Origin of the sequence: Segatella copri (genome assembly GCF_024330485.1) — a bacterium.
Classification (GTDB): domain Bacteria; phylum Bacteroidota; class Bacteroidia; order Bacteroidales; family Bacteroidaceae; genus Prevotella; species Prevotella copri_L.
The window spans coordinates 60,871-85,282 of sequence record NZ_JANDWX010000002.1 but is presented as its reverse complement, the minus strand read 5'-3'; the positions used below and the strand labels follow the sequence as shown (position 1 = coordinate 85,282).

Here is a 24,412-nt window from a genome sequence, read left to right as displayed (position 1 = left end):
AGTTAAAAGTTAACAATTTAAAGTTAACAGCTCAAAGTTCAAAGCTCAAAGTTCAATGTAAACACAGCCTTGCCCTTGCCGTTCAGCCATTTTGGCTGGGCTGAAGGTCCGTTGAGGTCGGTGGTATTTACCTTATTTCTTACTGAAGGTATCACCTTGAAGACTGCCAGACCGGTTTGTGGCAAGGTATAGAGCAGACCGTCTCTACCATCACGAGGAGTATAAACGCCCATGTGCTCATCGGCAGTCAGACCAGAGAAGCCGATCTTTCCTTCATCAGTTTTGAACTGCATCCACTTCACGTTGGCAAAGTAGCCTTTAAACTCAGGATAATCCCAGCTTTCGGCTGGAATCGGGTCATTATAGTCGTTCTGCCAATAGCCGTATTGCGGACCCTGTTCGCGGTTCTGCCAAACCCGGTAAGGACCATTGCCCACCCAAGCCTTGCTGCGGACCTTGCTTTCCGGATAGTCGAAAGCCATGCCCATCATATCTACTACGCCACCGAAATTATAATGACAGGTTACAGCCACCGAACCGTCAGAAAGGAACTGCCAGTCTACCTCATCGAGTGAGCCATGCTGATATGTAGCCACCAGCTTTGCCTCCGCTTCCTTCCATTCGAAACCGGCAAAAGCACCCTGGTCAACAAACTCGGTATAGAGTGTCTTTTTCTTCTCAGCCTCTTTGTCATCGTGATTATAGAACTGGTCCAGACTGCGGTCGCTTCTTCTGGCAGCCATGAATCGAGGTCCGTTGCTCAGCGAGATTGCCTTGCTGCCAACCTCAACACCCATCAGTCTGCCATCTTTCTTGGCAAAGCGATAAGTTCTTCCACCCGCCTTCACTTCAACAGCATCAGCCTGGTCAGCATAAGCAGCAGATGAAGTACTTGGAGCACTTGAATTTTTCACTCTTCGTTCTTCACTCTTCACTCCCCTGCTCCATGTCATGATTTCCTCACCTTCATGGTTCACAGCCTTGATTTCTACCGCATCAGCATTCGCCATCATCGGTATCTTCACCTGGGCTTCCTTGCCCGGAGCTACATCCGGAGAAGAGAGATTGCCCTGCTTCAATACCTTGACCTGAGTGCTGCCCATCGCTGGCATCTGCAACAGACGATAAGAGAAGCGGCAATCCTTCAGATTCACGAAGTTATACTGATTAGATAAGGTGAGTTCACCTTTCTCCACATCATTCCAAGTCAACTGTACCGGGCACCATACCTCTTTAATCGTATAGTAAGAGCCTTCCTTCTCGGCATGAGGACCCACGATACCATCGGCTCCAAAGTTACCCATACAGTCTACATAATTATTCTTGTCGGTACGCACCACACCCTGGTCCATCAGATCCCAGAGGAATCCGCCGGCACAGCGAGGGTTCGCCATCATCATGTCCCAGTAATCCTTCAGTCCTGCTCCGTGTCCACCGTCATACAGACCATGCAGGAACTCGGTAGGCATGAAGATTTCCTTCTGTCTCATATATTCCTGGGTCTCGCCATAAGAGCGGTAATGCTTGGTTTCAAAGCCGTTGCGGTTAGCCCAAGGATAGAGTACCACGCGTTTCTGCTTATCCCAGAAAGCGAAGTCTGGCTCAAGTTCGTAGTTGAAACCACCCTCGTTACCGTTGCTCCAAAAGATGATGCTAGGATGATTCTCATCACGGGTAATCATCTCCTTCACCAACTGCTTGCCCACGATGGTAGGATGTGCCCAGTGCCATCCGCTCAACTCACATTCGACATAGAGACCGAGCGAATCGCAAGCCTCCAAGAACTCCGGATCGGCAGGATAATGACTCAATCTCACGGCATTCATGTTCATGCTCTTGATGAGTTTCACATCCTCTATATTCTTCGCCTTGCTCAGCGTTCTACCGGTCTCCGGACGGAAGCTGTGACGGTTCACGCCTTTGAAGATAACTTTCTGACCATTGATATAAACGCCATCGCTGGCACGGTATTCGATGGTGCGGAAGCCGAACTTCTGACGTTCTCTGTGGAGCGTCTTGCCTGCTGCATCCTGGAGTGTGAAGACGGCAGTATAGAGATGCGGAGTCTCGGCAGTCCACTGCTTAGGTGCTTTTGCCTGGAAGTCGACATGCGCCTCATCGCTGTTTCTGGCATCAGCCACGTTCGATGCCACCACCTTTCCTTTCTCATCCAGAATCTCAGTCTTCACCTTCGCACCCTTGATAGCACGGTTCAGGTAGCAATCTGCCATAAAATGACCATCACCCTTGGCATCAATCGCCACACGGTTGATGTTCTGAGCAGGTTTTGCCACGATAAATACAGGACGGAAGATGCCACCGAAGTTCCAGTAGTCAGCACGGCGCTCCGCCATGTTCACCTGACTGTTGCTGCTTTCCTTGCTCACCTCCACTTCGAGTCTGTTCTTATGTTTTCCGAAGAAGATGCGGTCGCTCACATCATAAGTAAAGCGATAGAAACCGCCCTGATGCAAGCCGTTTCCCGCCTTTCTGCCGTTGATGGTCACCTTGGCATCAGTCATCACGGCTTCGAAGACGAGTTCTATCTGTTTGCCCTCCCACTCCTGTGGCAGCGTAAACTCATATTTATATTTTCCTTTTTCGTCAGCAATACCTTCCGGAGTAGCCTTTCCGTAGAATCGCATGCCATACTGATAGGTACCGAATCCCTGCAGTTCCCAGCAGGAAGGCACACCAATCTTGGTCCACTTGCCGGCATTTCTACCACCTGTGCAGTAGAAGTCCCAGTTCACCATATCATCACATCCATGTCCCGAGAGGTACTGGCGCTGTGTATCAATACTAGCCTGTGCGGCAGCAGTCATCGCCATCGCCCCCAAAGCTATCATTAAAAACGTTTGTTTTAGATACATATTGTTTATTCCGTATTTGTTTATATTCATTTTATTATTCCTCAATAAAGACTCATAACCCTCGGTTTTGTAACTAGATAAGTAGATGATTTCATCTTGAATTACGCTTTCAGTATCACCCAGGTCCTGGCTTTGGCAAGCGTGCCGAGCGCGACCTGGTCTTTTTTGCCTTGCTATTTTCCAAACAAATCATCCATGGTTAGCTTAACGATAATCTGGTCGCTATACATACCTTTGGCAAGTCCGAATGTCGTAATCATGGTAGGTAAGATTGTACTCTTTGTTTGGGTTTCTTCTTCAAAAGCCTCTACTCTGTGATTTATCTTGAAGAACTCGTCCTTGTCAAGTTGGTATTCGTGATCACAATACTTTACCTCACAGAGATTGATGGTATTGTCGGCACGGTCGATGATGATGTCTATTTGTGCGCCATCTGTCAGGGTCTTGCTTTTCCAAGAGTAATGCTCTGTTTTGACACTGGCGATGCCGAGGGCTTGCTTTATTTGTGGCAGATGTGCTTGGCAGACTCTCTCGTAGGCTAGCCCATACCAGCTTTTTACTTCCGAAGAAGTGGCATTTCTGCTCCAATAATGTTCCTCGGTGCTGTTTTTTGAGGCAAATGTGTTGTAAAAGATGGTATAGAAATCTACAAGTTGGTAGAGTGCCGAGTTCGTTTTTATCTTTTTGTCCCTTACATTATACTTGCGGATAAAATCACAATAAATCAAGTCGGTAAGCATGTCTCCCAGTTTGCCGTTGTTGTCAACATTGAGGGCTTTGCTTATCTCTTCTCTTGTCATGCCGCTCGACTTCTTTGCCAAGACAGAGATGATATCCTGGTAAGGTTGGGCATTGCGAAAGAGAGAGTAGAACAGTCGGCGATATTCCTTTTGCAGTTCTGCGTTCTCGCTAAAGAACAAACGGTCTAGTCCGATGGCAGGGCTTTCTTCTGGCAGGAATAGGCTCATATAATAAGGTACACCGCCTACAGCCATATATACTTGCAGCAGACTCAAACGTTTCCATCTGAATCCATTTTCTTGGAAGTATTCTTCCGTTTCCGCTAAGGTGAAAGGATGGAGAGGCATCTCATGGGTTACTCTGTCGTGCAGCCCCCCATGGTCGTCTATGATATTGCGAACCATCCATGACGTAGCTGAACCACAAACGATGAGCATGATTTGGGATTGCCAGTTTGCCCAACTGTTCCAGAAATGTCCCAAGGCATGAACAAAACCTGCCTTAGGTGTATCGAGACAAGGTAGTTCATCGATGAATATGACGCATCGTTTTCCATCTTGGAGTTTTTCCTCCAAGAGTTGACGTAAGGCGAAGAATGCGTCTAGCCAAGTGTTGTTCTTCCTTCCTTTGTAGCCATAAATCTTGAGTGCCATGTGGAAAGCAGTCATCTGCTCATTCTTGTTACCCTCCAATACTCCTGTCATATCAAAAGAAAACTGATTTCTGAAGTATTGTCGAATCAGGAAAGTCTTGCCGATTCTGCGTCGCCCATACATAGCGATAAACTCCGCTTTCCCAGAGTTGTAATATTTTTCCAGGAGAGCCTTCTCTGAATGTCTTCCGATGATTTTCTCTGCCATATTATGATTCTTTAAGTGATGGTGCAAAGATACGATATTTTTCCGAGAATACGCCGATAAGCTGCGAAAATATATCAAAAAACATCAACTTTCGCAGATGATAAAACTAAACTTGTCGGAAAAGAACTTTTACGCACCTTTTCCGACAAGTTATTAATTTACCTCAAAACGGCATCCCCAAATACCTGATGCCTCATAGTATTCTCATCTTGAAATGCAGGGTATAACTGCGAGTTTTGTCGATGGCATATTTCTTCAATACACCAGGTCCGCAACTGCTGTTACCCAAGCCCAGAACGGCACAATCGAGACTGAGATAGGTGTAGCGCAGGTTAGGATTACCAGACTGCTTCAGTTCGAAATCGTGCCGGGCGGCATAGAGGTCTGCCACGCTGTATGGCAAGGCTGAGAAACTCAAAGGCGTATCGCCGACTGCGATAACCTGCAGGGCATTCTTACCATTCTTGTTGGTCAGTTCGATGTATGAACAGTCCTCATGGTTGCCGTTGTCCTGCGGACGGGGATAGTGGGTAAACTGATCCTCCACGCTACTCTCGTACCATCCTATCGGACAAGACTGCTTGCGGTCAGGATAATTCTCCCAAGGTCCCCTGCCATACCATTTCACCTGATCGTAAGCCACTCTTGGCAGCTTCATCATCAGGCCCAGTCGAGGAAGTTCAGGCAGATTGCCCTCAAAACTATAGGTAGCCTTCACATCGACGAAGCCGTCCTGCTGAGGAGCTACCTCTAAACGGAGACGGATATTACCGCCAGACTTAGCCGATGCCGAAGAACCAGCCTTATCTGATGCCCCATCCTCACCATAATGATATACATACTCCCCATCCTTCAGCGGGATAGCAGAGAGCGTGCTGTCGAGATGAGTCTTCTTCCAATCCTTCGCTATCCAGTTGCCGAAACTCTTGTCGTTGTCGGTTGGCGCACGGAAGAACTGAGGAATCACGGAAATATTGCGTGCCAGCAACTCGGCAGTTGACAGAGTTGCCAAACGGCGGGAAGACTTGTATCGCTTCATGGCATCCGCAGCCAGTTTCCAGCCAGCTTCATACAAGTTATCGCTGAGGGCTATCTGTTCCCTTCCTACCTCTACTCCCTGCTGGGAAATAACTGAGATATTCAATCGGGAATCCGTATTTTTATACGCTTTGAAATCATGCAAGCTGCATAACTTTGCACTATCACCCGGCTGTACTGAAGGCATTTTCAGCACACTCTCCTGACCGACAACCCCATTTTTCGTCACCTGATACTGGCAACTGAAGCCCTCCAGCGAGAGATGAGAATGATGATTCTTCACCCAGACCTCATCCCCTTTCTGAGTTATCCACACCGGTGCATAAACATGCTTTACCTCCTGATACTTAGCCGATACCGAGCGGTCGGAGAAGACCACGCCGTTCAGACAGAAGGCTTTAAGATTAGGCTTATCACCGAAATCACCGCCATAGAGCACGTGGTTGGTTCCCGGAGCATAGATACCCTGGTCAACCCAGTCCCAGATAAAGCCGCCAGCCATGCGGGGATGACTGTATATCTCCTCCCAATATTCCTTGAAATTACCCAGCGCATTACCCATACAATGGGCATATTCACTGGTAAGCACAGGACGATTATCGTTCTTTCTCATCGCAATATCCAGCAGATGTTCCCATCGGGCATTCTCCGCTCTCTCCTTGTCAGAACCTTCGGGAACGCCCGGATTCAGATACTCAGCCTTTACACGGGGATAGAAACGGCTCAAGACATCCACACAGTCCGGGTCACTCTCATCAAAGTCCTGCTCGTTCAAGCCCTTCGCTGGCTGATAAGGCGTCTGAGCACCTTCATAATGTACCAGTCTCGTTGGGTCGAAGGTATGAAGCCAGCCTGCCATGGCTGCATGATTGGCACCGAAACCGCTCTCGTTGCCCAGGCTCCAGAAGATGATGCTCGGGTGGTTCTTGTCTCTCTCTGCCATTCTCACGGCTCTGTCCAGAAAGGCGGCATTCCAGTCGGGAGTAGAGGTGAGCGTACCACGGAGTCCGTGGGTCTCGCAATCTGCCTCGTCCATCACATAGATGCCGGCGCTGTCGCACAGCTCATACCAGCGTGAAACATTCGGATAATGACTGGTTCTGACGGCATTCACGTTCGCCTGCTTCATCAGTAGGATATCGCGCTGCATCATCTCCTCGGTCATCACTCGTGCCAACTTCGGATCATGCTCATGCCGGTTCACGCCACGCAGTTTGATAGGTTTTCCGTTCACCATCAACTGTCCGTTTTCTACCGAAACCCATCTGAATCCGATGCGCTGCTGCACCTGTTCCATCACACTTCCCTGCTTGTCGAGAAGTGCCAGTTTCAGGGTATATAAATAAGGTGTCTCAGCAGTCCAGGCATGCGGTTTTTCCACTACTCCCTCCATACGTTCGAATTTTCTTCCACCTCGCTGCGGATACCATTCGTTCATCAGTGCTGCCTTATGATTCAGGTCGAGAATCTCGTCGGCAGAAGCCTGCAGAGAAGCCTCCAGTCTGTCAGTTCCCGGCAGTTTCAGCATCACGCCTTTATCTTCAGCATCCTCCAGCCACGCCATCAGCCGGTAACCTTCTCCCTTCTCGCCTGCTGCCACCGCCAGTTGCGGATTGATCTGCAGGGTGAAATCACAAGGAGAGGATGTAGCGGAAGAGAGCTGCGGCAGGGTGCGAACGGCGAAATCACGGATGCGGACATTCGGTGTGGAATAGAGCCACACATCACGGTGGATGCCACCGAAGCGCCAGAAGTCCTGATCTTCCAGATAACTGCCGTCGCTATACTTGTAAACCTCTACGGCTATCTCGTTTTTGCCTGCCTTCAGATAAGGAGTCACGTTAAATTCGCTCGGCTCCATCGAACCCTGCGAATATCCCACCTTCTCGCCATTTACCCATACATAGAAGGCGCTCATCACGCCCTCGAAGCGCAAAAAGGTCTGACGGTCCTGCCGGAACAGCAGCGAGTTTTCCTTCAGCTGGAAGCTACGTTTATATTGTCCGGTAGGATTGCGTTCCTCGTAGGTAGTCCAGTCCTTCTTAGGTGTAGTCATCACATAAGGAGGATTGATTTTAAAGGGATAACCTGCTGATATATAGATAGGTGTACCATATCCGTTCACCTCCCAGTTGGCTGGTACCGCGAGCGTTTTCCAGTCCTTGCAGCTATAGTCAGTACGAAAGAAATCCACGATTCTTTCCTCCGGCGTCTTCGTCCATCTGAACTTCCATTCTCCGTTGAGCGACATCTGGCTATCTCCCTTCTTTGCCTGATAAGGCATGAATGCAGCCCGTGCCGGTTCCCGGTTGATGGAAAGCACATGCTGGTCTTCCCAGTCATGGTGCTCTGCAGCAGCTGAAGCCTGAGGTGCAAGGATTGGCAAAACCATCCCAGCCATCATGATCATGATTTTCCGTTTGTTCATCATATTATTTATTTTTAAAACAGTTTACAGTTTATCGTTTTTGTCCATACAATAAAGACGCCCCACCCCATTTTTTGTAACTGAGAATGAGTACTTTTTAGATTTACCGTCGCTTTCACGCGAACACACATATAAGTGTTTTTTCTCGAAAAAAGTCTCAAAGTCTCATTTTTAGGAAATTTTTAGTTTATATATCTGATATATAAGTGTTTATAAGAATGATACTTTTCTGAAAATAGCCAGAGAAGTCTCATCGAAGTATCATAAAATGTAAGCGGCTCCGCATTTATACCTTGCCCTTTATCGTAAAAGTTCTTACCTTTGCACCATAATTTTAAAAGCAACGAAATTATGAGAGCAACAGAACGTTATGAGAGGGCATGGAATGCCTTCCAGATTCATTTGAATCATAATCCAAAAGCCAGTTTGATTCCTTTTTTAAAGGAACGGCATGTAAACCATCGCTCGATGCATAGATGGATGTCAGAGAAAGGTTATTCTGTTAGGTTAGCCAAACAGCAGATTCGTCTGCTTCAGGCCGAAGCCCGTAAGGAATGTTCCGAGGCAATAGCCAAGGACACTGGGATGATGTTCCTTCCCATGGAAATACCATCCGAACCCGTCTGTCCAGAGAACTATCTTTTTGGCATAACCCTAACCTTCCCAAATGGAACGATAGTCACCATCAAGAAAGGTAGCGCCAAATCTGTCATGCATCTGATGAAACTTTACGAAAAGGAGGATATGCTATGTTTGGACTAAACGAAAATACCCAGTATTACGTCTGCCAGCGATATGTCCGAATGAACATGGGCATAAATGGCCTGTACCAGATTGTGAGGACGGAGATGGAGCTGCCGCCACTCGGTGGTGCCGTCTTCATCTTCTTCTCAAAGAACCGCCAGCAGGTAAAAATGCTCAAATGGGATGGCGACGGTTTCCTGCTGTATCAGAAGCGACTGGAGCGAGGAACCTTTGAATTACCATTCTTTGATCCCCAAAGCAAACAATGCAAAATGCCTTACAAGACGCTATCTGCCATCATGAGCGGAATTTGCCTAAAAAGCATGAAATATAGAAAGAGGCTTAACTTATAGCTTTGCTATGCTGTATTTAACGTATTGTATATCAGCAAGATAATAAAAATAAATATCTAAAAACACTTGCATATCTCGATATTTTTTCGTACCTTTGCACTATGAAAAAGGACGAAATTATAGTACTTTTAAAGGAACAGCTTCAGCTTGCAAACGAACAGCTTCAGCAAGCTAATGCTACGGTGAGCTCGTTGACTACACAGGTCAACGAACTCATTGAACGTATAAAGTCATTAGAAGAACTGCTCGTCCAGAAAGGAATCGCCATTGACAAAGCGAATCGTCAGAACAAGGCACTCGGCAAGCTCGTTTCAGGCAAGAAGTCCGAACGTCAGGAAAAGAATCCACAAGACTCGATGACCCAGGAGGAATTTGACAAGAAGAAAACAGAGCAGGCCGAAAAGAGAAAGGCACGCAAAAACAACGGTGCCAAGCGTGACATGCATTACGAGATGAAAGAGGTGCATGTTACGATAGATCCAGTCATGGATGCAGGGCTTTTGAAGACGTTGCGTCTCTTCGGAACTCGTACCTGTATACGTTACAGCATGGAACCCATCAAATTCATCAAGACCGTGTATCACATCAACACTTATACTGATGGAAGTATCATGTATCCGGGGAAAACTCCGCCGGCTCTGTTGTTGAATTCTTCCTATTCACCTTCCTTTGCAGCAGGACTCCTGCAGATGCGATACATCTATTCCATGCCGGTAGAGCGAATCATCAAATACTTTGCCGACAATGGGTTTACGTTAAGGAAAGCTACGGCAAACAAGTTGATTGCCAGAAGTGCTGATGTACTGGAAAACTTCTATAAGGCTATCTGCCAAGTAGTGTTGCAGCAGGATTATGTCTCGGCAGACGAGACATACCATAAAGTGCTGTTAGCCAAGACAAAACCTACAGACAAGGGGTCGAAGAAAGGCTACCTCTGGGCTGTAAGTGCGTCTAAATTGGGACTTGTCTTCTTCGTATATGAGGATGGTTCACGCTCTGAGCAGGTCATACTTAACGTATTCTCAGATTATAAAGGTACCATACAGAGTGATGCATATGCTCCTTACCGGAAACTGGAGTCGGATGCTTATCCTGACATTATGAGAATCGCCTGTCTACAGCATGTCAAGAGAGACTTCATCGACTGCGGCAAGGAAGACAAGGATGCTCAGGAAGTCGTAGATATCCTCAACAGATTTTATCGAGAAGACAAAAAACATAAGGTTGGGGTAAATGGATGGACCGTTGAAGGCCATCTAGTCTATCGGCAGTCATATGCACCGGACATTTTACAGGATTTATTGGAGAAACTGGAGGAAATATCTTCCAGGAAGGATTTGCTGCCCAAGTCTACCTTGGCGCAGGCGGTCGGTTATGCCCTTAATGAATATAATGCCATTTGTGACATCTTCAAAAGAGGTGATACGGCTCTCGATAACAACTATATTGAGAGAATCCAGAGGTACATATCACTATCAAGAAGAAACTCAATGTTCTTTGGTTCGCACGAAGGAGCAAGCCGGGCGGCTATCCTATATTCCATCGCCATCTCATGCAGGCTGAATGGCATTAATCTGTTTGAATACATATGCGACGTAATAGAAAAGACTGCAGAATGGCAACCCAATACCCCATTGAAAAAATATAGAGACTTACTTCCTGACCGATGGAAAAAGCAGTAACAGCATTAGTTTAATCAGCTGTTACTGCTTTTTTTGAATTATGCAAGGTATAAACGCGGAGACGCTTACCATAAAATAGGGAGAAGTATCATAAAAAACCGGCAAACATCATACAAAACAAGCGAAACAGCATACAAAACAAGCGAAATATCGAACGAAATGAATCAATTATGTCCACGTACGTGGTTACTCGTACCCACGTACATGGGTACGAATGACCAAAACGATGGGCATCCATGCCCAAAGCCTTGGGCAGCAATGCCCTACGTAGTTGGGCTCAAATACCCAAAGGCTTGGGCAAGTTCTGGGCATTGTGGTTTGCAAGTCCGCTAGGTGTGGTTTAACGATTTTGGTTGACCACTTTTTATCTTATTTTATAAGACGAGTTGACTCGGTTTATACTTATTTATTAAACCAGTTGACTAGTGTTAGGGAGATCCGCAGGAACGCCTAACGGAACCCTAACGCCTAACGGACTTGCGTATCTCGATTTCATGATACTTCTCCCTGTTTTATGATACTTCCATGATACTTTTTTGTAAAGATATTAGGAAGTACCATTTTTACAAATCACTATATATCAACACTTTACAACAATATTTCCACCAAATAATGAGACTTTGAGACTTTTTTCTCAAAAAAACTTATTACGCAAGAAATAAAACTGCGCCATCTGCGTCATCTGCGTGAGATTCTTAAGTCACACAGATTTCGCAAATGGCGCAGATTTCCTTTTATTGCACTTCCAGATAATCGAACGAAACGTTCGGAAGACCGGAGAGGATTATCTGATAGGTACCGGCATTGATCTGAGAATCGGTAGTGGTACCGATGGTTTTGAACTTATTCGGCGTTTCAGGGAAGGTCATGTCTCTATCCAACAGGACGATGCCCTTGCTGTCCACAATCTTCAACCTGCCAACCTGCTGCTCACCGGTTGTGTTCTTATAGCGGAAACGCAACATGTATTCGCGGGCTACACCAGGATTGATAGTCCAGGTTGAGGACTTGCTCTTATAGCGCACAGCCGGGAATACTTCGTTGTCCTGAGGCAACAGCTCCTTCGGATATTTCTCTACCACATCCTTATCCAGATCAGCCCAGTAAGTCTTGCTCATTCCGCTCTCAGGCTTGCTGCCCTTGAAGGCGAGATTCCACTTCTCAGCATCTCCTATCTCTCCCTTGGCAGCAATGGCGATGGCAGAGATGATAGCCTCTCCCACCGTTACTTCAGGGAAAGAAACGGTCAGCAGACCGCCCTTTACCTTGATATCTACCACCTTCTTGCAGGCTCCCGCAAAGCCAGCCTCAGCCCAAAGGTCGAGGTCATCTACTACCACGGAATCGTTGATGGCTACATCAAAGATGCGCTCGCCTTCACAATCGATACCGGTGCCCTCATGCTTGCCCAGCCAAGGCTCGGCAAAATAGAGTTCTACGCGATATTCTCCATCCGGAACAGCAAACTGATAATTCAGCGCATGACGGCCCCAACGGAAATACTGGAAGAGCTTTGCATCAGGAGCCGCAGCATGCTGAGAGGCTGCAGACGATGATTTCAAACCATGAATGCGGGAAGTGATATGTCCCTGACTCGCCGTAAACGGATTCATGCCGAAACGCTCTGCCCAGGAATGAGAATAGACGCTGTCGTCCTGCTCCCACTCGCTGCCATAACTGTCTGTAACGGCATCACCGCCGCAGTTCACTCTATACAGATAGGTATAACCCTCGGCTGGTTTCAGAAGATCTCTGTTGCGGTCGGCAGCTGTAGGCGTAAGCGTATCAGGCTGCACCTTCGTATAATGATTGCGATACCAGTAGAAGCCTTCGGTAGGCTGTTCCCAAGGCGTGAGAAGTCCCTTGTAATTGAACGGTCCCACCTTGTCGATGCGTCGGTAAGCCTCATCTGGCTGCACTCTGCCTGGGTTCTCATGCGATACGAAGAGCCACTGGAAATGGCCGCAGACGCTGTCCTTGGCGCTTTCTGCCAGCATCGCCTTCTTGCTGAGAAGAGATACAAAGGCATCTTCGGTATAGGCTTTTGACAGGGCCTTCGCATCACCGGCATGCAGTTTCTCTGCATCGAAACTGCGGAAACCGAGCGTGCGCCAGGCACCATATTCACCATTCAGCAACTGGTTAGGCTGTTTCAATTCCTGATCATATTTATCGGCTGTTCCGCCGTAGGTTCCGCTCCAGTTCTGAATCACATTCCAGTCGCTTCCCTCTCCTCCATTACAGGTGGTGATGGCGCGCATGGTCTGGGCGGTAGGGTCCATCTCCCGGATAATGGCAGCACACTCCTCGGTGAAATCCTTCGGCATCACACTCTCGTTCTGAATGCCCCAGAGAATGACGCTAGGCGAATTGCGGCGCTCCTTAATCCAGCGGCGCAGCAGACGCTTGAAGTTCTTGCGGAAGGCGGATGTATCATACCAGACATGTGCCGAGAACTGGCTCCAGAACAGCATGCCCTGCTCATCCAGCAACTGCTGGTAATAGAGATTATGTGGCTGATGAGCCTCACGGAAGGCATTGAAACCTGCCTGGCGCATCATCTTGACACGGGAAGCTATCTGCTCGTGAGAGAAGGCATGACTCTGACCGAAGAGATGCTCGTAATCGCAGGTTCCGTTGATGAAAACCGGACTGCCGTTAAGATAGAATCTGCCGTCTTTCTTATCCATCTGGGCTGAATCGCCACGGAGCGCAGCCTGTTTCTGTCGGAGTACCGGCCAGGAGATGGAGCGGATGCCGAAAGGGGTAGCCACATCATCGATGGTCTTGCCCTCTCGTTTGATGATGCAGGAAAGGGTATAGAGATAAGGATCCGTGATGCCCCACAGATGGGCATCGCTGACCTTTGCCTGATGACGGACCACCTGGGTCTCGCCTGCCTTCAGGGTAATCTTTCCGGCCTGGCGGAAAGCGGTCTTGCCGCTGCTCAGCGCCAGTTTACTGATTACCTCGATGGTCTGCTCATGGTCGGAATAGTTCTTCACCTCAGTATCTACGAAGACGCTGTCGCATGCTTCGTTGTTCCAGACGTGTACTCCAAAAGGCTCTACCCTCACCTCATCGGTTTCGATGAGCGATACCGGACGGAAGATGCCGAAAGGCTGACTGCCCTCCGAGAAGCCCCACTCTGACGAACAGCCACCACAAGGCCAAGGATTATTGGTCTGCATGGCAGGATGTTCTACCTTGATATTCAATGTATTATCGCCCTCACGGAGCGCATCCGAGATATCGAGCATAAAGCAGGTTCTGCCTACCAATTCCTTCGGATAACTCTTGCGGTTCACCTTGACCGTAGCAAAGGTTCCCACACCTTCCAACTGCAGGAAATAGCGTTTTCCGGTCTGTTTATGAACGGAGAAATGCTTCTCGTAGGTGGCGGTACCATGCAGGTTGCCGTGCTTCAGCTGGCGGTAACCGTAATAATCGTCCAGATTGTTGGGCACATTCACCCGGAAGGTTCCCATCTTCTTCGTGATACTATCTTCCGAAGTCTTGCCGAAGCTTACCTGCCAGTCCTGATTCAGACTCATAATCTGTCGCTTTCCCTTCTTTTCTAGTGTCGGGAAAGAAACCTGCGAACGCCCCATCGGCACGCTGGTAGCCACGGCAATGCCTCGCTGTCCGGCATGGTTCACGGCACAATAGAAATGGTAAACCACACCCTGATGCTTCAGCACATAACTCTTATGGGCGAACATATCATCATAAGGTTTGGAAGGATAAATCAGGTCGGCTCCCTCCCAGTCCTGCCAGTTCACCAGGTCCCGGCTCACGGCAAAGGTATTGTAGGCATTGTATTTTCTCTTCGGATTAAAGGCAGAGAAATAGAACATGACATAATAATGCGGGAACTTCACGATCTGTGCATCTCCCGTAATGATGTCCGGAGCCTCATGAAAGAAGACCGGATTGCCTGTCTTCCGCTTGGCTGTGCGGAGAGGCAGACGGCGCCAGGAAGTCATGTTGCTGGAGAGGGCGATACCGATGCGTTCTGCCTTCAACTGGTTGGCAGGGTTGATGCCAGCGGCATTATAGAACATGACGAAAGGTTTGCCCAGCGTCTTGTTCCTATCCCAGTAGACGGTACTTTTATAATGGGTGAGTTTCTCCCACCACTGTGCACTCTTGTCGTTGATAGAGAGAACAGGCGCAGGGGATGTTTCCCAAGGATGAGCCTGGGTGATATCGCCTTTGGTAGAAGCCATACCCATATTGAGAGGCTTGCGGACGGACTCATAGCCCGTACCTTCTCCACCGAAATAGCTCATCCAGTGGCGACCTTTGTATTTTGCCATCTCATAGGATCCGTTCCAGGTCCAGTCTATCAGCGCCGGATATCCTGCACGCTGGTTCATATCCCATCCCTTGTCGGCATAGCAGAGCAGGCGGCCCAGGGTTTTCCATTGCAGCAGGTCATCGCTGGTAGCGAGCCATGTTTCATACCCTCTTCCATCCGTTCCGTCCTTGCCGTTGTATACCACATAGGTCATAAACCACCTGTTTCCTTCGCGATACACCATCGGACAGTCTATCTTGTGGTAGTTGTCCTCAGGTGCAACCACCATACCATATTTATAAGGTGTCTTTACCTCGTCGTATATCTTCTGCATCACGTTCTGGCTGATTTTCTGTGCAAAAGCGGTGATGCTGCCAAAGACAAGAAGAGATAAGAGTACCAGTCTTTTTCTTTCGATCTTCATATTTTTATTTTAGTACATATTAATTTTAAATCTTACAAATACAAAGACGTTTGGAGATAGTTTTTGTAACTAATTACATAAAGTTTATGCTATTTAGAATTATTAACCATGAAAAATCACACATTATAAAAGGAAAAGGTTATATTTGCAGCAACTTAAAAATTACAACTCATGAAAAATAGAACATTATTTATAATAGGAATTGTACTGGTAACACACCAATCTACCTAGAGATTGTGTTAAAGATAAAAGACTCATTAAAACTGTCAGAAAAACTTATAGAGTATTCCCCCCTATATATCAATACTTATAGTTGGTTTTGGATGGGTACAGTATATAAGAATGACAAGCAATATGCATTCCCAAGATTACAAGCAATAAATCTTGAATTTAAGAGAATTTCCTGTAATGGATTAAGGCGTAAACATACAACATAACTGAACTTTCAGGGCGTGTGGAGTTTACATGCAAAACTTGAAATAGAAATAAAAACCTCGCCAACAAAACGAAGAAAGGATAGAACATAACACATGATTTGTGCCATACTCTATCCTTACAATTATATCATTCTATTTAGTAGAACAGCCAATCAATCGCCTTATCGGCACCTGAGAGACCGGCATCACGAACGGTAATCTTATCGCCCGTAGCACCGAGCACAAGCAGGAAGCCCTTTGGTAAGAGCAGGGTGTGCTTGCCGGCGGCAAACTCATACTTGTGGATGTTGACCTGTGGCATGCCGTCGATGCGGATGGCACTGGTGAGCTGTGGCTCTGCCTGACCGTAATCGTTGGCAGTGGCATCGGTCTCCAACTTAGGAGCCTTGGCATATTTCATCTGGTCATCACGGAAATATCCTATCAAGAGCTGCACAGGCTTCTTGGTGGTGAAGGTGAGCGAGGTAGACTCGCCACGCTGCTTGCTGCTGTTCATCACATAAGCATTCATACCTGCCAACTCAGGAGCGAAATCTGTTACTACACTATCCAAATCGCTGAAGAGCTTGGCACCCTTGGCTATTTTCACCATCTTGAAATTAGCCTCGCCATTGATATTCTCCATCTGGAAAGCACCCTTCTGCTGGGTTGCATCCTTCAAAGGTTTGATATCCTCAGCCTTCATCTTGTAAGTACCCGCAGCCTGAGCCTTGAGCATGGCGATGTTCTTCTTCAGATTCGCCAGTTCCTGCTCATATTTCGGCAAGAGTTCACTCCAATGCTTCATGTTGCCGCCATCACCTCCGATTGGGATACGGCGCTGGGCGGTCTGCATCGAATTGGCATAGAGATAGGTATCCTTGGTAAGATCTACCAGCTGACGGTAATAATCCAGACTCTTTTCGAGCAGCGGAACGGCAGCATCCAGTTCCTTGATATCCTTGCCCCACTTATAGTTGAGCACATGCTGAGCCGCCTTCACCTTCCAACCGAAAGCATAGGCAAAAGCACGGTAACAATGCATATCGTTCTGAAGGCGACGGAACTCATCCTGATTGCCGGTGATGCGGTCAGCAATGGCATCGATGGGTGCCACAGCCTTGTCGCCATGAGCCTCGGTCTGAGCTACGATATCGAGTGGCAACTCACCCACATGAGGCTGATGCTTCCACTCCTTCTCTACATATTCGATGAGTTTCTCGCCCTCAGGACCGCAACTCTCATAGAAACCAGGATAGATGGTGTACTTATATGGATTCACCAGCTGACTCATGAACATGCCCAGGAGCAGCGTCTGACGGTTGCCCTCAGTAATACCGAAACGGCGGAGGAGCTTAGGCGCAATCTCGCCACTCTCATCGTATGCCTTGCGGATGCTGTCAGCAACAGCGGCATCAGAAGCATAGTAATCAGCAAGCACCTTATCCCAGTAATTACCCTCGGCAGCTACATCGCGACGGCAGTTCCAGGCATATCTTCCCCATGTCTTGTACCACATCCAGTCGCGGTCCAACTGTTTCTCCCGCTGTCCGCCAGGCAATTTATCTGCCGTATAAGGCCAATCCCAGTAACTAGCCTGCGGATAGAGATGCAGGGCATTGGCGTGATGAACATCGTGCATCACCGTTACCGCCTTCTGAACGAAAGAAGGAGATGACCAGCGGAATGGTTCGAGATTGGCAAGGATATGTACATTGCTGATATGGGTAGAACCCAGGGCTGCCAAATCGGTATGAATCTTGGTCCAAGGACCGCGAGGCTGATAGGTGGTCAACGACTCTCCATTATACTTATGCATCGTATAGAGGTTCTTGTAGAGGGGCAGCGCTGCCTCCATCACCATCTTGCAGTCGGTATCGTGGGCACGGAGCAGGACTGGCGGTTCGTCGGTTCTGCCCAAAGCCTTCAAACCGTCCTTGACACCCGGAATGATGGTCTTGGTCATCCATTCCACATCATCCTCGTAGGTATTCATCGCCTCACCGAGACAGACGAGCAAGCCTACATTCGGATATTTCTCGATGAAGGCAGCTACCGACTTGCGGGTATAATCGCTGATGAGCGGAGTGATAGGACGGTGACGGTCCTGTGTCTTCAAGCCATAATGATCGGCAAAAGGCTTGGAGAGGATGATGTTGTAGAACATCTGAATGACGAAGATGCCACGTCGGTCAGCCTCCCTGGTCAGGAACGAGAACATCTCTTCGTTCTTCTTGAAAGTGGCCTCATCCACTTCGAGGGCGAAAGGATAATCCTTCAGTTTGACGAGCGAAGCAAAAGGATGACCGTTCCAGAGATAAAGCGAATTCATCTTGTTGTCTACGAGCATATCGAGATACTGGATCCACTGTTCCTTGTCATAGAACCAAGGGAAATTCTCCGGTGTATAAGGGTATTCGTAAACCTGATGGCCCGGCAGATAAACGGTTTTCTGCAAGCCTACGCAGGCACCACGGAGCACCATTTCAGGTGCATCTACCTGTTTCAGCGGCATATTGAGAGAGCCATGCTGAGCCACGTATTCTGCTATTTCGTTACAGCCGTAGATGACACCAGAGCCATCATTTCCCTGCAACAGGATCTTCTTTCCCTTGCGGGTCCATGAGAAACCTTCCTTCTTCAGTCCGGCAGTATCCTTGGCTTGCGAGAGCGAAATGCAATATTCGCCCTTCTTGCCGTTCACCACTGCAGAGAATCCCAAGCGGTTAAGCTTCTTCTGTAGGTATTCAGCAGCATACTGTTCCCGATTAGAAGCCTTCTTCTCGGTCAGGATATTTACTTTCTGGGCAAAGGATACAGATGGAATCAGCACGAGGGCTGCCATCACAAAAATCTTTTGTACTTTTATCATTGTCTTAGTCTTTGTTTTATAAATAAAGACGCAGTTTCCTTCTTTTTGTAATCAATGAAGGAACATTCGCTTAGGGGTCTTAAAACAATAAAAGGATAGAGTATGATACGTTCATCGTACATATTCTATCCTTTTAATTTACTATTTTCTTATTTTATCTTTTTCAAATCCACTTCCTTATACGCCACTCTCTGGCGGCGCCAGGTATAGATGCAATGCAGTTTGCCATCCTTTCCCTCGATGATGCCTGGATAGGAATACTGGTTGATAGGACTGTCCTCCAGGGTGAGGAGATGACGCCAATGAGTGCCGTCATCGCTAATGGCAAGACTCAATGGCGTGCGAGGTCCCTTCTTGGTTCCCGGCAACGTCTCGAAATTGTTGTAGATGAGCACGTGTCTGCCATCCTTCAGGGTGACAGCATCCGTACCGCTCTGGTTGTTTTCGATGTCGAGCAGGGTAACCGGAGTCCAGGTATCACCACCGTCGCTGCTGAAACTGGTGGCAAGTTTGGCATTATGGGTACGCATCAGAACCTGCAATCTGCCATCCTTCAACTTCAGGATAGATGGCTGGATACTGTAGATATATCTAGCCTTCTCACCCTCCTTGTAGATAGGATGCTGCATATCCACCGTAGCCAAATCCACATCATCGGTACGAGGCTTCAGTTCGGCATCTACCGGACCCACATACTTCCACTTTTTGGTCTTCAAGTCGAGAATCTCTACATGGAATCGCCAACCCTTGTTCTCGGTACTGGAACCGCAGATGAGTCTGCCGTTCACCATTTCCGGCTTGTTCTTGATAGGACCGAGGAAACCGTCTGGCAAAGCCTCCGGATCACTCCAGGTCTTACCGCCATCCTTCGATTTCACAAGACAGCCCGTCCAGTCGCCAACGGTAGCTCCCACCTTGTAGAACAGCCAAATCTCGCCATCGGGCATGGTATAGAGCACAGGGTTCCAGCAAGACTTGCGCTTCAGATTGGCAGGCAACTTGATATTGGCTGACTTAGAGCGGAAATCATATTTGTAGCCGGCTGGCACACCGAAACGGCGCAATCCGTCCTTGATAGGTCCCTTATCAGCCGGAGTTGTCTTCTCATCGATGCCCGAAAGACCCGCCTTCTTAGCCTCAGGAGTACCCAGGCAATAAACACCATCGGCAGCCAGGATAGGTTTCTCCCAAGCCTTGGCACCCTTCGGCTTGCGACTTACCCAGATGCAGACATCCGGATTGCGCTCGAAGGTACCGCCGAAGTAAGCAGCCACCAGGTCACCATTCTTCAACTGGGTAATAGTAGAGGCATGAGCCGATGGGAAGCCGCTGTAATCATAAAGGAATTCATCCTTCAGAATGGCAGCATCGCGGGTAGGGATTTCTACCGAATAATGATAATCGCCACTACCTACCATCTCAACCTTACCATCAGGCAGATAGACATCGGCTGTGGTGTTGCAAGGCACGGTGATATCCCAATCCACATGCTGCAAGGTCTTCTTCCACTGGCTCTTCACTACTCCGTATGGAGTCTCGTAATCAGCTTTTACCGATTCGCAGTTCTGAATACTGAAGGCTGGCTTCAACACGATGTGCTTGTAAGCCACGCTGGCATCAGCCTCAGCAACCTGCTGTACGTTGACGCCCTTCTGTTGGATGCCTCCCAGATACTGATAGCACCAGGTAAGCAAGTCGCCCAGAAGCATTACATGATTGCCCGAATTCATCTTCGGATCAGCCTTGTCGCCATTCCAGAGTTCCCAGATGGTAGTGGCTCCGTTCTCTGCCATATAACCCCACGACGGATAGGTGCGCTGGATAGCCAGGAGATAAGCCACATCAGGGAAACCGTTGTCACTCAAACCGCGAAGGAGCCAGGAGATGCCGATGACACCGCAGTTGACATGTTCCTTGGCATCGATGCAGATGCCCTTCACTACCTGCTTGATAAGTTCACTGCGCAACTCCTGGGGAGCTATGCCGAAGGAGAGCGCCAGGAGATTGGCTGTAGAGGTATTGTTGCCATAATAGATGCTGTCTGGATAAAGCACATGACCCGGACGACGGGATGTTCCTGCCTTGTTGGTGAGGAACTGCCTGTTGAAGGCATCTATCATCCCGCTTCTGCGGTCTGCCCAAGCTTTCGCTTCTTCCTTCAAACCTTGCAGGTTGGCAAACTGCTCTGCCAGCTGCAGACAGCGGATCATATAGGCGGTGGCTATCAGCTTACCATCTGTCTTTCGCTTCGGATCCTGACTGTGAATCAGTTCCAGCTTCTCTGGTGGTACGCACCAGTCGCCGTATTTATCCTTGGTGATGATACCGTTCTTATCCGTATATTCTGCCAGGATATGGTTGATCCATTTCCTGATGGATGGATAAGAATCGATGATAGGCTGCTTGTTGCCAAACTGATGATAGAGCATATCACAGGTGAAAGGCAAGGCTGCCGGCCAGGTAACATCATCGGTATAATAATTCCAGAAGGCAGGAGCCACATCCGGAATATTGCCATCCGAACGCTGGGCATCACAGATATCGTGCATCCACTTGCTGTAGAGTCGCTCATTGTCGAAAACGAAACTTTCACCCAACGAACCCACCGTACGGTCGCCCAACCAAGGCTGGCGCTCATTGCGCTGCGGACAGTCTACCGGCATACCCTTGTAATTGCCGTAGATGCCCCACCATGCATTCTTCAACACCTTATTTAATATCGTATCAGAAGTCTCGATATGTCCGATGGTAGCCATCTCGTCGCTCACGGTATAAGCGGTGAAATCCTCCTTGCGGGCATTCTTCATACCGGTAATGGCAGCGTAGCGGAAACCGTGATAAGAGAAGACAGGACGCCAAGACTTTCCGTTTTCCTTGCCATTACAGACATAAATATCCTCAGAGAGGGCATTGCGGAAGTTGTCGAGATACAGACTGCCGTCAGCCTGCAGTTTCTCTGCATATTTCACACGGATGGTATCACCCTGCTTGCCACGGACCTGGAAACCAATCCAGCCCGCCATGTTCTGTCCGAAATCTACGATGAGGGTATCGTGGCGATGCTTCAGACTTACCGGATGGCCGAATTCCTTCTCAACCATTCCCGTCATCGGCTGCGCCATCAGCGTACCGTCAGGAATGACACAGCGCTCGGCTTTCTGCCACTGGCTATCGTCGAAACCAGCCTGGGTCCAGCCTTTCAGCGCCTGTTCCCTGCGGGCATCATACTCCTCGCCATCATACTCGTTGTTGCTGCGGATAGGACCATCGAAGCTCAACTTCCATGTGTTATTGGTTGCCCAGGTTTCAGTTTTTCCGTTCTCATACTCCACCTTCACGTTGATGCGGCATTTCGGATAACCGAAGAAAGGCGTCTTGTAAGCCTTCTCCAGTCGCATCGGAAACATTCTGCCGTTGCCCAGTTTGATGGCGATGGCATTCTTCTCGGTCAGGAGCGAAGTGACATCAAAGGTATTGTAGTAGATGGTCTTGCGATAATCGGTTGGTACTGGCTGCAAAGCCTGACTGCCCCCCATACGCTGGCCGTTGACATAAAACTCGTATACACCGAGTCCGGCAACATAAGCCACCGCCCGCTTCACCTTGCCTTTTGCCGCAAAGTCCTTACGGATATAGCGTGCTGCCAGTCGGGTATGCATGCCTTTCTGTTCTCCGGGCTGCAGGTCTTCCAAGCCAATCCAAGTGCCGCTCCATTTGGTTTCACCGAGCAGTCCGATGGAAAAGAGCTGCGGTTCGGTCCATTCCGACTTGCCTTTATTGGTAGTGATACGCACCTTCCAGTAAGCTTGAGCGCCACTCAGCAGCGCCTTGCCCTGATAAGGAATCCACAGCTGTTCATCGCTGTTGCGTTCACCGCTATCCCATAAATCTGCCTCGTTTCGATCCAGTTTTTCTCGGGAAGAAGCCACCAGAATCTGATAACTCGTCTGCACCACGCCCTTCCTGTCAGAAGTAATCTGCCAGGAGAAGCGAGGGGTTGATGTTCCGATGCCCAGAGGATTCACCTGATTCTCCGTCCGCATCTTTACCACGTCAACATGACTGGCAGCGGAAAGCGGAAGTGTTGCCGAAAGCGATGCCGTCAGCAACACACTCATCAATATATTATTCTTCATTTGAATTCTTCACTCTTCGTTCTTCACTCTTCACTTTATTTATTCATTCAAATCTCTTTTCTTACCAGCCAGACTCTGGTCTTCTATCATCTTCTGGTCTTTCTTCAGATAGTCCTTGCTGGCATCAATGGCGATGAAAACACCATCGCTGATACCGCGGGTAGCCTTCTGAGGAGCGAAGGTGATGACCTTGTTGTCAACCGCTCCGATATATTCCAGCTGTCCGTTGGCAGCATCCATCCACCATACGTTCTTTCTGCTACCCGAAACCTTACGGAGGTCGAGTTTCATCGGAACACAGTTGTAATTGTAAACCATCAGATAATCGTTGCCTCGGGTAGCCAGCAGACGGTTATATCTTTCACCATTCTCACCGGCGATGATGCTCTGGTCAGGCACACGCTCAAAGTATGGCAGCGAGAGCATCAGATTCTTGAGATGCTTCATCTGGTTGAATCCCGGGTCGTTGAGCGCCACATACCAAGGCTTCTCGGCTCCATCACTTCCATAACTGGTAGGATAGCCTGGCTTCAACATCTGCATGATGGCATTATGGCCATAGGTATGACCGCAGGAACCGGCAAAGACACTCCAGTAGGCATAGCGGCGTATATCATAGTCCTGCCAGCGTTCCTCGTTAGGATCGTGCAGTCCCTTCGGAATATCCTCGTAGCTTGGTTCGGCATCGAGCACAGGCTTGATAGGTTTGTATGCCCAGGTAGAATCCACATACATCCAATTGTCTTCCTCGGTATTGTCAGGGATAGGATAATCCTTGTTGCCCATACGCTGACCATACTTGCGGTGACCGCTCTGGAAGGTATGGAAATCGAGCCATTTTGCCTTGCTCCACCATTTGGCAGAAGTATATCTGCCACGAGGATGATAGGTCATGAGATGGTTGTGGTCGATGCTCTTGATGCTGGTAGCGAGCGACTCCCACACCTCTGGGTGGATATCTCCCTGGATATCGCCACCCATCACCCAGATGATATTAGGCGAATTCTTATAGCGATTGGCAAGGAACTTTCCGTATGCCTTTGCCTGCTGGGCATTGATATTCTCTGCCTTTACCTGAGACCCCCAGATAGTTACCATGCCGATGTAGATGCCGTTCTGTTCGGCAAGTTTGATGATGTAGTCGAGATGATCCCAATAGCTGTAAACACCAGCGGGGTCCGCCTTCGACAAATCCCAACCGGCAGGGAGCGACTGCTGTCCGTAGATATTAAAAGAAGGTGTGCCGTCCATCACCTGGATGAGAACGGTATTAAATCCCGCTACACGGCATTTCTGAAGATAATACTGTGCCTCGGCTCTATCCAGACGTTCCGGAAGAAGCCAACCGGTATCACCCAACAAGAAGAACGGCTGTCCGTTTTCAAACTGGAGGAATCGCTGGTTGGCAGAAACCTGTAATTTACCATTAGCCCAAGGCTTTTCGTTTTTTGCGGCAGAGGCTGCGGTAAAGATTCCGCAAGTCAGCGCCAATGTTATCATTATTTTTTTCATTTTCTAAAGGAGTTTTGATGTTAAGGAGTTTAT

General features: G+C 48.4%; 10 protein-coding genes. 3 read left to right on the top strand and 7 right to left on the bottom strand.

All coding sequences use genetic code 11. From position 1 onward, the window contains the following. Window positions 1-38: 38 nt before the first annotated feature. The 3 genes from NNC77_RS02955 to NNC77_RS02945 form a co-directional block, all read right to left on the bottom strand. On the bottom strand, window positions 39-2,873 hold the full coding sequence (locus NNC77_RS02955) for a glycoside hydrolase family 2 protein (RefSeq protein ID WP_254969840.1): 2,835 nt from the start codon (window positions 2,871-2,873) through the stop codon (window positions 39-41). A 173-nt stretch (window positions 2,874-3,046) separates the two neighbouring features. After that, complete coding sequence (locus tag NNC77_RS02950) at window positions 3,047-4,474, bottom strand: AAA family ATPase (RefSeq protein WP_118200414.1); 1,428 nt, start codon at window positions 4,472-4,474, stop codon at window positions 3,047-3,049. A gap of 193 nt (window positions 4,475-4,667) precedes the next feature. Continuing rightward, a complete protein-coding gene (locus NNC77_RS02945) occupies window positions 4,668-7,943 on the bottom strand; it encodes a glycoside hydrolase family 2 TIM barrel-domain containing protein (RefSeq protein WP_437183270.1) in 3,276 nt (1,091 codons plus the stop codon). Between the two features lie 348 nt (window positions 7,944-8,291). On the opposite strand from NNC77_RS02945, the gene NNC77_RS02940 reads away from it, so the two are divergent. The 3 genes from NNC77_RS02940 to tnpC all read left to right on the top strand — a co-directional run bounded on the left by NNC77_RS02940 (window position 8,292) and on the right by tnpC (window position 10,719). Beyond that, window positions 8,292-8,702, top strand: coding sequence for a hypothetical protein (locus tag NNC77_RS02940; protein ID WP_119236948.1), 411 nt, complete (start codon window positions 8,292-8,294; stop codon window positions 8,700-8,702). Continuing rightward, window positions 8,690-9,037: an IS66 family insertion sequence element accessory protein TnpB gene (gene tnpB / locus NNC77_RS02935; RefSeq protein ID WP_119236911.1), complete on the top strand. Its 348-nt coding sequence runs from the start codon at window positions 8,690-8,692 to the stop codon at window positions 9,035-9,037. Before NNC77_RS02940 ends, tnpB begins: the two co-directional genes overlap by 13 nt. Before the next feature lie 101 nt (window positions 9,038-9,138). Next, window positions 9,139-10,719, top strand: a complete 1,581-nt coding sequence (gene tnpC, locus NNC77_RS02930; RefSeq protein ID WP_200756147.1) for an IS66 family transposase — start codon at window positions 9,139-9,141, stop codon at window positions 10,717-10,719. Between the two features lie 734 nt (window positions 10,720-11,453). Here the strand turns inward: tnpC and NNC77_RS02925 are convergent. The 4 genes from NNC77_RS02925 to NNC77_RS02910 all read right to left on the bottom strand — a co-directional run bounded on the left by NNC77_RS02925 (window position 11,454) and on the right by NNC77_RS02910 (window position 24,379). Further along, entirely contained in the window at window positions 11,454-15,443 is a 3,990-nt protein-coding gene (locus tag NNC77_RS02925; protein WP_254969842.1) for a malectin domain-containing carbohydrate-binding protein, read from the bottom strand. Window positions 15,444-16,016: 573 nt separating this feature from the next. Next, a complete protein-coding gene (locus NNC77_RS02920; protein WP_254969873.1) occupies window positions 16,017-18,704 on the bottom strand; it encodes an alpha-d-galacturonidase in 2,688 nt (895 codons plus the stop codon). 176 nt (window positions 18,705-18,880) lie between these two features. Beyond that, window positions 18,881-22,867 (bottom strand): family 78 glycoside hydrolase catalytic domain, encoded by a 3,987-nt coding sequence (locus NNC77_RS02915; protein WP_117586409.1) that lies wholly within the window; start codon window positions 22,865-22,867, stop codon window positions 18,881-18,883. A gap of 39 nt (window positions 22,868-22,906) precedes the next feature. Continuing rightward, a complete protein-coding gene (locus NNC77_RS02910; RefSeq protein WP_437183271.1) occupies window positions 22,907-24,379 on the bottom strand; it encodes a glycoside hydrolase family 140 protein in 1,473 nt (490 codons plus the stop codon). Between the last annotated feature and the right edge of the window lie 33 nt (window positions 24,380-24,412).

Excerpts from the sequence above, each read along its gene's own strand:
- tnpB (WP_119236911.1), top strand. The coding sequence starts at position 8,690 with ATGTTTGGACTAAACGAAAATACCCAGTATTACGTCTGCCAGCGATAT.
- tnpC (WP_200756147.1), top strand. The coding sequence starts at position 9,139 with ATGAAAAAGGACGAAATTATAGTACTTTTAAAGGAACAGCTTCAGCTT.
- NNC77_RS02945 (WP_437183270.1), bottom strand. The coding sequence starts at position 7,943 with ATGATGAACAAACGGAAAATCATGATCATGATGGCTGGGATGGTTTTG.
- NNC77_RS02950 (WP_118200414.1), bottom strand. The coding sequence starts at position 4,474 with ATGGCAGAGAAAATCATCGGAAGACATTCAGAGAAGGCTCTCCTGGAA.
- NNC77_RS02925 (WP_254969842.1), bottom strand. The coding sequence starts at position 15,443 with ATGAAGATCGAAAGAAAAAGACTGGTACTCTTATCTCTTCTTGTCTTT.
- NNC77_RS02915 (WP_117586409.1), bottom strand. The coding sequence starts at position 22,867 with ATGAAGAATAATATATTGATGAGTGTGTTGCTGACGGCATCGCTTTCG.
- NNC77_RS02920 (WP_254969873.1), bottom strand. The coding sequence starts at position 18,704 with ATGGCAGCCCTCGTGCTGATTCCATCTGTATCCTTTGCCCAGAAAGTA.
- NNC77_RS02955 (WP_254969840.1), bottom strand. The coding sequence starts at position 2,873 with ATGTATCTAAAACAAACGTTTTTAATGATAGCTTTGGGGGCGATGGCG.
- NNC77_RS02940 (WP_119236948.1), top strand. The coding sequence starts at position 8,292 with ATGAGAGCAACAGAACGTTATGAGAGGGCATGGAATGCCTTCCAGATT.
- NNC77_RS02910 (WP_437183271.1), bottom strand. The coding sequence starts at position 24,379 with ATGAAAAAAATAATGATAACATTGGCGCTGACTTGCGGAATCTTTACC.